The following is a 10,249-nucleotide window of genomic DNA, read 5'->3' on the forward strand; positions in this document are numbered from 1 at the left end:
GGCCCATGACAGCAACTCTGGGATGCACAGTGTGGATCAAGCAGCCAAGGATTTCCTGGACGAACGTGACGTTGACTATTCATTGTTCGTGGCGCAAAAGCGTGCGAATGACAAGTCTGGTGACTACCTCTTAGCTCAGGACTGGGGTGACCTCAAAGAGTATGACAAAGTCATCTACTGGGGCGATTTCACGGTGAACCCCACGTATGGTCATCGCAGCTTTCCGTGGAGAAGCCAAAGTTGGAAAATCGAGTCCTCACGCAAGAAGGCCATAGCTCGCTGGCAGGCTCTCTTCAACCCTGAGCAAGCCCCTGAGGGCAAGAGCCTTTACGCAGTAGGGCAGAACTTCCAGCATGATTTTTCAGCCGATCCTGAGAAGTTCAGTCCCCATTTGAAGAATCTTCAAACCTCCTTCACTCAGGTCTTCGTCAGAGACACGTTCTCACTTCAGAATCTCTCGCGAGAAGTGGACTTTGGTTATATGGATAACATTCGATTGGGCCTCGATTGTGCGTTCCTCCAAAAGGAGGCTGCCCGGGGAGAGGATAAGCACCCGACGTTCGCCTACTATTTCAACAGATCTAAACTCGAAAACACCCAGGAGCTGGTGAGCTATCTTGAGCGCCGCACGGGACTCAAGGGGGTCAACGTGGCCCGATGGCTGGGTCTGAAGAAACAGGAACGTCCGCAGCACTTCGAAAGCATGAAGCAAACAATCCGTCAGTCAACCTTTGCGTTGACTGACACCTACCACTTCGCGGTCAACGCCATGAACGCGCGACGTCCGGTCGTGAGTATTGGGCGGAGGAGCGCGGAGCAGACAGGTACGCTCGGGGACTTCAAAAAGAAGATTCTCTTCCGAATGCTGGACCTGGAACGTTTCTATCACGAGATTGACGATGCTGTTCTAGGTGAACAACAGTTCCGACTCGTCGGAGACTCTGCGGAGCGATTCCTCGAGGAGGAGGCCCTAACCTCCCCCTTCGGGTTGTTAGAGACCAAGACCTCCGAGTTCACCAGAAACCTTGAGTCTCTGCTGGCCGACTGAATGTCCGCACGAAGTATCTCAACGAACTGGATCCCAGTGCCGCTGCCCTGACGTCAGGGATGCGAGGTCTCGCTGCTGAGCAGCGGGTAGACCCTGACCGACTTGAGAGTGACCTTCTTCTTTTTCTTGGAGACGATCTCAAAATCTGTCAGCTCAACGCCCTCGGGGCATCGGACGACCAGGTGCCTCCGGGGGCCTCTCTCGTTGGCTGGAAGACTTTCGTAGTAGCCATGCTTGGTGCTGTGCTTGATAAGGTTCGCCGAGAACCTAGCTTTGGTATCTGCGTCGTCAATTTGAGCGCCGTTGGTTGAACGTAACTTGTAAGCGACCCACATTTCGTCTCGGTTGTACTTGCCTTCAATCTCAAGTGACAGCAGGCACCCTCTCCTGTGCGGAGAATCGAAACGCACTGCTTCTTCTTTCAGCTGTATCGGCTCGGTGAGCAGCTCGACTGCTCCGTCACGAGGAGCGATCTCCTCATCGATTCGCCCTTCTAAGACGGGAAATTGGTGGCCGATATCCTGAACAGAAATGGGACTCCAACGCCGCATCTCCGCCACAGCAGATGACAGAAAATCCTGTCCCTTGAACTTTGCCAGAATATTATCTTGTCCAGGGTGACGGCTTCGGAAGAAGGCGACTTCACTGGATTCCAGAATGACCGGTCCCCCGGTGTCGCTTCGTTGATGTGCAGTATCGTGGAGCCCTTCGATGCTTCCGTCAGGTGCCAGATCGACAATTGACAACATGCCTACACTCACCATGGGGTGATAGTCGCGGCGTGCAAAGTAGTACTTACCTTCGGACCGAATTGCAGAGTAACCGTAACCGAGGGAGACCCGCCACCCTGGCCCTGCCACCTCCGAGTACTTAGCCATGCGGTCGAAATAGTCCTCTGCAAGCAGATCGTCGTCATCTAAACGGTATATACCCAAGCGCTGACTCGACCCTAGGGACCACTGCACAGACTGGCGAATGGCCTCTGCCGGCGGCGCAAATCCGCTGACTGGTTCATCAACCTCGTGCAGACGAACAAAGTCGAATGTGCGTTCGGCGTCCTGCAAGGCTGCCTTATAGCGTTCAGGCAGTGTGGGTGAATAGCAGACCACATGCACAACGTCATGCTTACCTTTCTGGGCGCGCTCAATCTGGGGAAGCGTCTCCTCCAGAAAGATCTCTGTGCGCGGTTCCAGGCGCTCAGGAGCATAGAGCCACTCCCGGTAAGCGTTTTCGTCAGTCTTTCCGCGCGTGGCAGCGAACTTATCCGACTGGTAGGAGTAGACACTGAATCGCGTGTGTCCAACAAACTTCATCAATCCACATCTCCTGTTTTAGGTCACGTTGAGGAAGCGCACTACAAGTCAGCCATCTCCCAGGCTGAACTTTGGCCCTAGTGTCCGGAGAGCTGTTCTTTTCTTAACTCGGCGACCTCATCTTCAAGCTGGAATCGGTGGGCCTCGAACGTGGCTAGGAGCCGCCTCTCCGCTGCTTCAACTCGAGCTTCCGTTGCTTCGAACATTTTGAACCGCTCAGCCGTTCGGTTGTCGATGCGGCGGACGCCTGCTGCCATATGTCGAACTTGCCTGATCTCATGGTCAATAGTGCGTACCCGCCCACGGACTAGTCGCAGAGTCCGCAGCATGGCTGCCAGGGTGAATAGCATGAGAACAGTGAAAAGACCGAAACTCGCAGCAGCACAGGCGATGGCCAACTTCCACTCTTCGGCAAATGCAGACACTACGGTCGCCACGAGCATGATCAGACATGCCATGAGTACGATTAACTGCTGAGGAGAAACGCCCTTCACTGCTGTGATGCCCCTTCTGTTTTGCGGGAGGTCCTGAGTAACTCTTGTATGTGAGTGAGGTAGCTCGCGGCACTGTAAGTACTCGCAAACTCTATACCCCTGCGTGATTGCTCTAGGTACATATCCCGGTCGCTCACAAGCTGCTGGAGCTTCTCTCGCACCTCCTGTGGCTCGGCATAGACGGCGGCGTCTCCGTAGACATGTTCGTAGTCTGGGGACAGTACCGCAATGCAACCTGTCGCTAGGGCTTCAAGAATCGACAGGTCGCTGTGGGGATTCGGAGCCGCCCGTCCGAATTGAACCAAGAAGTCCAGTGACCGGTAGTAGGTGAGTCGGCTGATTTCGTGCTGCCGGAAACTGAGCCATGCCGGCGGCAGTCGTTTCGCTCCCAGAACCCGCAAAACCGCTGAGGGATCCCCGTAGAGCCGCACATCGGCGGTCCCGTCGATGGGCCAGATCTGAGCGATCGTCTCGTGACTCTCGGGCCACAGGTTTTCGCGATCGCCAGCCCATCGGCCCATCACTGGACGCACGTTCCTTGGACCTGTCCTGCGAGCACGCCAGGCTTCTGGAGTGAGGGCTGTGATGTGAATTGTAGGCCACATCTCATCGTCAGGAATGTGAGTTTGCAGATTCTCCAGGAGCAACTGGGACCGTGAGACCCACTGCGGCCTGACTCCGAAGAAGGCGTGTGCATTCCGAGCACAATTCTCAGGTATGTAGTGAACGGTGAAGTCACTGTTGTCCCACGGGCGTTTATCAGCCAGCATGAACGCCGAATCGACTGTGAACGATACCCCCTGGTCCGGTATGAACTCCATCAGCTCCGGGGTTCGGATCATCACGACGCCAACGTGGTGAAAATCTTCATCAGCTAGAACGGAAGTCACGTCGCCTGATGAAATCAGCTGCTGGACCGGCTGTATGTACATGCGCGAAAACTCTGCCAGGTGTAGTGCGTTCTCAATATGCATAACACCCACGGTGTATCCCGCTTCGCGGAGCAAGCGGATCTCTTCCAGGGCCAACGCCTGGCTTTCTCCCAGCTCACACCAGTCTGCCGCAAATACCACGTCCAGCCGGACGGGATCCTCGGGAGGCGTGGTGAACCGCGTTGGCACGTACATGGAGCCGGCATGATGACTTTCACTTCGCAGCTGCTCGGCCGTCGCTGTCGAATGCCAGGTTTTGTAGCTGCTCCAGAAGGCACGCCGCGCAGGGTGCTGCCAACCAGCACGGAAGTCCGCCCGAGACAGTGACTCCGGCAGGATTCGCATAAAAATAAGAGGCTCTGGGATCTGATACACGTCTGAACTCGAGTAAGCAGACACGCGGTCTCGCATCTCATTGTCCGCCGCTTTCCGGGCCGGGAGGTACCCGCCGAGCTCACGCATAATCTCGGTCCGAACCATAAGAGTCGGAGCACTGGGGATGAACGGACTGTAACCACGGCGAATACGCACAAGGTCCTCGGTCATATTGACCGTATAGACCTGGTTGCCAGGACGGTTCGGGTTTCGAATGAGGTGATTCACTTGCGTTTGGATCCGCTGTGGATGTGACCAGTCGTCGGCGTCTTGTCCCGTAATGAACTCGCCCTGGGCGTGCGTGATCCCGACATTTCGAGCTACATAGGTTCCGCCATTCACCTCAAGGCGAATGACGCGCACTCTCGGGTCAAGTGCCTCTGCTTCGTCGAGCACCGACGCGAACTCCGCTGGTGAGCAATCGTCGACAATGATCAGCTCGAGATTGGTCCAGGTCTGCTGGAGGATTGAGCGTGCGGACTGAATAAAATCTTCGCGCTCGGGTTTGAAGCTGGTCATAATCACGGTGACCAAGGGGCCCTTTTGCTCAGGACCGAGCTGCGGCAATGAACGTAGACGATTGAACGGCGTGCCCTCTCCCGGCGCAAGTGTAAGTGGAGTGAGATCGTTGCGAGTGAATTGCCGGTTAAAACCATCAAGCCATTTCGATGTGTCAGCCTCGTAGGACTCTCCGCGGATGAAAGGATTACGTGAATCCACGGAGATGTAGTTGTAATAGTGGGCCTTAATGTCCACGCGGCGTGCAATGAGCTCTTCGAGTTCCGTGAAACGTCGCTTCTCGAAAAGAAGTTCAGCCAAGAGTTTCAGGAAGCGCGTTGAAACCCCTGGTTTCGCCAGATCAGCTTCGGCGAGTTTCAACGCTTCGATTGCGAACTCATCGTCGCCTTCTCTCCGGTTCTGAAGAGCAACTGTATGAGCTAGGCGGCCCAACCAATGAAGATCTATCGAATATCGCGAAATAGTGCCATTGAGAATCCCGACCCTGAGGTCATTAATCGAAAGCGTCCCGTGAGATGTTGCGTAGGCCAGTAGTTCACGCATCTGCACAGATTCACTTCTGAGCGCCGTGCGCTCGAGACCCAGACCAAAAGAACCCGCGTTACCCAGGTAGCGATGCAACATGTGCGGCATCAGAAGCATCTGCTCGTCTGCTACTGACCCCGGACTCAAACTTGGAATGCTCACGCGACGCTATGATACGCCACAAGCGGAGCTATGAGTCCAAAGGGGAGGTGCCCGGAGTCCTCGAATGCACGAGTATCCGATGTGCTACGAGCCGACAGCACTCCGACCCGCGTATCCTTGGGGAATGCCCGACTCAATCACCGACGCTGCTCACACTAAGTCGCTGGCTACATCCTTCATTACAGACTCTATAACCCCCCAGCGCCACAGCCGGAACATATGGCAAAACCCACAAAATACAGTTGATATCTTCTTAGAAGATGCCCGCAGTCGTCGCCGGATCATTGCAAAAAAAGTGACGACTGGCTTCAGGTTCATCCGTGGAGGGAAAACCATCGGGGGCCTTGACTCTGGTATTACGACGTTGGTCAGCCACCAAGCGCTCAGGGCCTCGCGAAGACCCCAAGTAATGCGGCACTATTTCGCGGCGTCAGACGTGCCTTGTCTTCCCGCTGATACCTACCATGTGTCTCAGTTCACCGTTGCCCAGAGGAACCTGCCCACGGGGGACATGCCAGTAGTCGTTAGACCTGCCTCACCCCGCGTACGCTCGGGGGCAACTACAACATTAGTTCAGCGGGAGAATTTCACGGACGCGTGGGAGACCGCTGCTCAAGCCTGCCATGCACTCAAGCCTCTAGAGAGGTTCATTGAGATTCAGGAGTATAGGCAAGGTCTCCAGTTAAGGATTTACGTCGTCGGCGAGGAAGCCGTCGCTGCCCTTGTTCGTATACCCTTCCATGTTGTCGGAGACGGCCTATTGACTATCCGAGAGTTGGTCGAGAATGAGCTGCAGGAATGGCGAAAGTGCAATTATCTCAGCCGCAGAGAACCGACGTTGCCCGATGTCATCACCCGCCTAGGTTCGATTCCGGACGATGTTCCTCTACCAGGCGAAGTGCGACTCGAGTCACAGGTTTCGGATTTCGGGCGAGGAGAGGGAATCAGCATAGATGTTACCGATCAACTCGACGCGGAGCTCGCTGAACTCGCTGTAGACACGATGTGGGCGTTCCCCGGCCTCGCGGCGACTGCCGTCGACATACTGGCACCTTCTTTAGAGAACTCGTCGGACGCAGTTGTTGTTGGGATAGATCCCACTGCCGACCTAGGCGAGTTCCTGTATCCGACTTTCGGTCGCTCTCGTCGGGTCACGCTAAGGATTCTCGACCACATGATCGCAACAGCTAGGAGGTAAGTGGCTCGTGAAGACCAATGGATATCCACATACTGACTAGAGCACTCACGGGTGCACTTAGACACGAGTCAGGCAGGATAAGTCAAGATCATTCGATGTTTTTGAGGACCAAATATGACCGTCACCTGCGCAACAGAGCATTTTCCGGCGAACCCCACGTCCATACCGTCTCGCACAGACTTTTCTCATCTACGGTTCAGTCGCGGATACGTGCTTCATTCCCCCGAGGTACGTCCTGACGTTCCCAACTTCTGGCTACGCAAAGAAATAGCAGGCCGCACCTTTCGCTGGGACCCACGCGTGTCGGCGGCGGCAATCTCTTCAGGGGACTTTGAGGTCTTGATTTGTGGTCATGCTCTAGACCCGCAGCTAGAGTCCACTGATTTGGTCGCCATCGCAGCCCGGTTACTCTCTGCGCTTGAGGAATCACGCAGGCGTTACCTCAACGTGTTGGAAGAGATGTTCGGCCAGTACCTAGTACTGGATCGGTCGGGGGATGTCGTGCGCGTGCAGAGCGACGCAATAGCGTCACGGTCCATCTTTCATGACGACGACGCAACGATTATCGCCTCCCATGTGAACCTCGTAGGTAGGACTTTGCAGAAGGGCCCGAGCCGAGTGACCCAGTGGGTAGGCCAAACCCGAACAAATGATTTCCCGGGCCGCACCACCCCTTTCGAGGGCGTGTGGATGCTGACGCCAAATACTGAGCTGACCCTAGGGACCGGAGCAATCAAACGCATTGGCCCGCGTCCTTTCGAGCCCCTTTCGGTGGATGCGGCGGCCAAACAGATGGTGCCCCTTCTAAAGAAACAGGTCCGAGTACTTCTGCGCAGCGGCCGCAAGATCGTGATCTCTGCAAGCGCTGGAATTGACTCCCGAACATCCCTGGCGGCGTTTGCTCAAGCGAAAGGGCACGAGTCGGTTCAGGTGTTCACGTATACCAAAGCACTGGGTTCAGGGCGCCAGGCCGGGGAACTGCACAGAGACAAGCTAGCGGCGACCATATCTGAGGACTTAGGGTTTCCCCACCAAATGTTTGATCTCAATACGGCTGAAAAGCCGCCTCAGGAGTATGTGGATGTCCTCCGGGAGCTGAGTCCTCGACGCTCGAATACAGTTATCTCCTGGGTTTATCACTCGCACCTTCCTCACGATTCCCTCCATATACGGGGGCAGATTAATGGAGTGGGCAAGTGGCATTTTGCCCAGCGGTTGCATTTCTCGGAAACAATGGAGATCTCAGCCCGTCGAATGGCCAGCCTGACCAAGAGGGGCAAAGATGTGAATCGACCATTAGAGGATCCGTGGTGGGAGCCAGGCGAGCAAGGTTTCCAGGAATACATCAGGACGACCAGGCTGCGTTCCATACCTATTGGCTACCGGTTAACGGACATGTTTCTCTGGGAGCACCGAGTAGCCAACTGGAACCACCCGCACATAGTAGAGTCGGACGTTACATTCGACACCTATCAACTGTTCGGGTCACGGAAGATGATCCGTTTGATGCTTTCGGTGCCGGAGTTGGACCGAGTTCAGCTGTCCTTATTCCGGGAGATAATCCGCCAGATGGAGCCTAGTTTGCTGGAGTATCCCTTGAACGGCAAGAGATGGAATCCTCCAACTTATGACCGCCCGTTGAGCTCGTACCAGCGGGGATCAACGGGCGCCTAGACTGAGATTGCAAGTTTGAATGAGTGACCTTCCGCGGCAATCCGCCCACTGGCATTCAGGCCGGCATATGACGGCGAGTTCGGTGACCTGGTTACGCCCTGAAATGGAAGCCCTGGGTGACTACCCTGGTCCACGCCTGCTCCGTATCGCGGTCGATGCCCAGAGATTTGCTCGAGAGTCGGAGGAACTTGTTGACCTGTTCGCGAGTGCCGCAAATTGCCACATACGCATGTCCGTCCTGGGTCCCACATTGACCGGAAATACCGGCTCTGCGTGCTGAGAGGTGGATGGCACTCTTTTCTTCTGACGTAAAAGGCTCAGTATGTTGGTGCTTGTAAATCAGCCGTTCCGGGTAGGCATGATTAGGACGTTTCTTGACCAAGACTTCCTCGGCTGACGCACCACGAAGGGGGGCGAGCAATTGGTTGAGGTTGAGGGCGAGGCTCTGATTCGCGGGATCCTTGGGACGCCTCGAATTGGGGAAGAAGAGGTCGAGAAAGTGTTTAGGGACGTCTTGACCAAATCCTTCCCAGGGGTACATATTGAGCTCGATTTCAGGTCGCGAGTTCATCTCGATGACGCGGAAGCTATCCTCTACAGGTAAGCGGTTCTGGTCGTAGAGGATGTCGACGCCAGCCAGGGCCAGTCCGGGGATGGCGGCAACGGCGCGCGCGGCGGCGTCTTTGACAGCATTGGGGACACTATCGGTTTGGTCGATGCTGTCACCGCCTTGACTGGCGTTCGCTTTGCCCCGCAGCCGAACCTCGGCACCTGAGGGCGGCACGTCGTGGAGGGTGTATCCGTGGCGCTGGAGATACTGATCGACTTCCCGATCGTGGACTATAAGCTTCTTGCAGAGGTACGGGTTCTGTAGACGAATGGCGTTCTTGGCATCGATGAGTTCCTGAACAGTCCTCTGGCCGTCGCCTGTGACATTGGCGGGCTTTCGCAGGCAGGCGGCAACCACTCGATTACCGACAACGAGCACGCGATAGTCCTCACCGGTGAAGTGTTGTTCTAAAACTAGATCTCCGCCGACCGCCGTACGGTTTGCCACGTACCGGAAGGTGTCTAAGAGGTCCTCCTGGCCCTGAAGGTTCGTGAAGACATCCTTGCCCATACTCCCCCTCAGGGGCTTGAGAACAACTGGATAACCAGCGCTCTCAGCGTGCCGCAGTAGTTGAGCTTCAGCGTCCAGCGCAGCGGGATTGACGACCCAGCTCGAGGGAACGGGTACTCCTGCTTTCCGAAGATGAGAGTTGGTAAGGTGCTTGTTCTGCTCGGTCTTCATTGCTTCACTGGTCGTCAGTGAGGGCCGGGACTTGTCGAAACGGATTTTGCGTTTGCCGTGAGAGATCTCGTACTTGCGAAGGTGGCTGTCCAAGAAGCGAACTCTCAAGCCGCGCCGCCATGCCTCCAAGGCGATGGTGTAGCCAGCGAGCCGTGGCCCATACGCCTCCCGCACGACGCCAGCAGAGAAATGACGAGGCCAATAATCTGACAAACGATTTTCTCCTCGAGGGTTGGGGCGGCCACATAGGACGTGCCTCAATTGTAGGGGCATATTTGACGTGTCCCTGTAGGACTCACGCGTTTGCGGCGCGCTCGGATAGTGAGTTCTCATTTCGACTTTTGTCAGCAACTGAACAGTCGCATGAGAACTTAGGGCGCTAGTGGTCTGACACTCACAGATTGACTGAGCCACGTTAACTATGGAGCGTCGGTCCAGGACTGACGGAGACCCCTGGAAGTCAGAGGGTGCGTAGCAAGTACTCTGAGTAGAGAGGAAACCCTCGTGGCAAGTTGATTTAGCAGTGCAGGTAATAAGACTCAGACGAGTGAGCTTCATAGCGGATACAGCTAGCTTTTTTCACTTGCACTCGAGCTAATTGGCACGTATCCGGACCACAGCATTGTTCCGCGAGGCGATGGTCACCGGTGGTCTATTCCACGGTGACGGATTTAGCGAGGTTGCGTGGCTGGTCCACGTCATAACCCTTCTCCGAAGC

7 protein-coding genes are annotated in these 10,249 nt (G+C 55.6%); 3 read left to right on the top strand and 4 right to left on the bottom strand.

Translation table 11 applies throughout. From position 1 onward, the window contains the following. Positions 1-22 precede the first annotated feature (22 nt). On the top strand, positions 23-1,048 hold the full coding sequence (locus tag FH975_RS15690; protein ID WP_162322121.1) for a polysaccharide pyruvyl transferase family protein: 1,026 nt from the start codon (positions 23-25) through the stop codon (positions 1,046-1,048). A gap of 53 nt (positions 1,049-1,101) precedes the next feature. Here FH975_RS15690 and FH975_RS15695 read toward each other — a convergent pair whose 3' ends face one another. The 3 genes from FH975_RS15695 to FH975_RS15705 form a co-directional block, all read right to left on the bottom strand. Further along, positions 1,102-2,361, bottom strand: a complete 1,260-nt coding sequence (locus FH975_RS15695) for a glycosyltransferase (RefSeq protein ID WP_162322122.1) — start codon at positions 2,359-2,361, stop codon at positions 1,102-1,104. A 77-nt stretch (positions 2,362-2,438) separates the two neighbouring features. Continuing rightward, positions 2,439-2,819, bottom strand: a complete 381-nt coding sequence (locus tag FH975_RS15700; RefSeq protein WP_162322123.1) for a hypothetical protein — start codon at positions 2,817-2,819, stop codon at positions 2,439-2,441. Between the two features lie 32 nt (positions 2,820-2,851). Next, a complete protein-coding gene (locus tag FH975_RS15705) occupies positions 2,852-5,368 on the bottom strand; it encodes a glycosyltransferase (protein ID WP_162322124.1) in 2,517 nt (838 codons plus the stop codon). 124 nt (positions 5,369-5,492) lie between these two features. Here FH975_RS15705 and FH975_RS15710 point away from each other — a divergent pair, with 124 nt between their 5' ends. Together FH975_RS15710 and FH975_RS15715 are read left to right on the top strand one after the other, a co-directional pair. Further along, positions 5,493-6,566 (top strand): hypothetical protein, encoded by a 1,074-nt coding sequence (locus FH975_RS15710; protein WP_162322125.1) that lies wholly within the window; start codon positions 5,493-5,495, stop codon positions 6,564-6,566. A gap of 210 nt (positions 6,567-6,776) precedes the next feature. Further along, positions 6,777-8,240, top strand: a complete 1,464-nt coding sequence (locus tag FH975_RS15715) for an asparagine synthetase B family protein (protein WP_162322126.1) — start codon at positions 6,777-6,779, stop codon at positions 8,238-8,240. Between the two features lie 91 nt (positions 8,241-8,331). Here the strand turns inward: FH975_RS15715 and FH975_RS15720 are convergent, their stop codons facing one another. Further along, positions 8,332-9,744: an ATP-grasp domain-containing protein gene (locus tag FH975_RS15720; RefSeq protein ID WP_162322127.1), complete on the bottom strand. Its 1,413-nt coding sequence runs from the start codon at positions 9,742-9,744 to the stop codon at positions 8,332-8,334. Positions 9,745-10,249: the final 505 nt, after the last annotated feature.

The organism is Nesterenkonia haasae (assembly GCF_010119385.1).
In the GTDB taxonomy this organism is placed as follows: Bacteria; Actinomycetota; Actinomycetes; order Actinomycetales; family Micrococcaceae; genus Nesterenkonia; species Nesterenkonia haasae.